Origin of the sequence: Micromonospora sp. DT41, assembly GCF_049841715.1 — a bacterium.
In the GTDB taxonomy this organism is placed as follows: Bacteria; Actinomycetota; Actinomycetes; order Mycobacteriales; family Micromonosporaceae; genus Micromonospora; species Micromonospora profundi.
Window position 1 is genome coordinate 1 of the sequence record NZ_JBNCKU010000043.1, and the last position, 1,331, is coordinate 1,331.

The window sequence follows — 1,331 nt, forward strand, 5'->3', positions numbered from 1 at the left end:
CAGGGCCCCGGCAAAGTCGTCAGGTGATGCCGAGCAGTGCCAGTGGGCGGGTGCTGTCGCGGGCGTGATGTCGGTTGGCGGCGGCGATGTTGGTGGCTCCGGTCAGGCGTAGTGCGCTGATGGCGGCGTTGCGGAGGGCGGCCATGACTTCGGGTCCGGTGCCGGTGCGGATCTGGGATCGGTCTTCGTCGTAGGTGACGTCGCGGACCCAGTGGATCTTGTTTTCGATTGACCAGTGGCCGCGGATCCAGCCGGCCAGTTGTGCCGGTTTGGCCTGGTGGACGCGGAGGTCGGTGATGGCGTAGACGGTCTCGGTGGTGAAGCGTTTCGGCTGGTCGAGGCGGCGTCTGCGGCGGCGGATCTGGATGGCTTGGGCGGCGTGCGGGAAGTCGATGCCGGTGGAGATCGTCAGGGTTTTCAGGGTGCGGATCTCGCGGCGGCCGTGTCCGCGGTCGGTGTCGCGGGTGGCGTCGGGGAGTGCCCGCCAGGGCAGTGCGGTGAGTTGGGCGTGCAGGTGGGGCTGGTTGCCTTTGACGGTCAGGATCCAGTGCGCGCCGCGCTCGGCGAGGTAGGTGACGTGCTGGCGTTGGCAGTGCAGGGCGTCGGCGGTGATCACGGTGTCGCGGAGGTCGCTGATCTGGTCGAGCAGCGGCGCGAATCGGGTGATCTCGTTGGTCTTGCCGTCGACGTCGATGCTGGCCAGGACCACACCGGTGGCCTGGTCGCAGGCGGTCATCACGTGCCGGGCAGGGGTGTCGGTGGTGCGGGAGCCGCGCAGGGCCTTGCCGTCCACAGCGATCGCCCGGCCGGCTGTCGCGGTGGTGACGGTGGCCCGGCCGGCGAGCCAGACACTGATCGCCGCGGTCAGTAGTTGCGGGTCCATGGCCTGCAACAGCCGACGGATCATCGCCTCCGACGGGCGCCGGTCGGCAGTCATGCCCAGGGCGAGAGCCGTCGTGGCCGGTACGTCGGCGACCCATTCGGCGATCGCGGCGTACGAGCGGTATCCGGCCACCACGGCACACACGGCCGCGGTGACCACGACCGTCAGCCGGTGCCGGATACCTCGCCTGGCTCGTGGATCAGGGAGATCGGCGAGCGCTTCGGGCAGCCCACCGGCGGTTTCGGGCACGGTCAGAGCCGGTGCGCAGGACAGGGACGAGATCAGCGATGATGGCAGCGCGGGCATGACTCACTTCGGGCGATCAGCATGGCGTAGGAACCTTGATGATCTTTCGAACAGGTCATGCCCGTCTTGCTGCCACCAACAGCGGCGCTTCTACTCCAAGCCCCACAAGTCAGACACCGTCACGACTTTGCCGGGGCCCTGC

The 1,331-nt window shown here is 68.6% G+C and carries 1 protein-coding gene; it reads right to left on the reverse strand.

Annotated features, from left to right (window positions below; genetic code table 11):
- Positions 1-19: 19 nt before the first annotated feature.
- Positions 20-1,132: an ISAs1 family transposase gene (locus ACLQ23_RS31495; RefSeq protein ID WP_425736163.1), complete on the reverse strand. Its 1,113-nt coding sequence runs from the start codon at positions 1,130-1,132 to the stop codon at positions 20-22.
- Positions 1,133-1,331 lie beyond the last annotated feature (199 nt).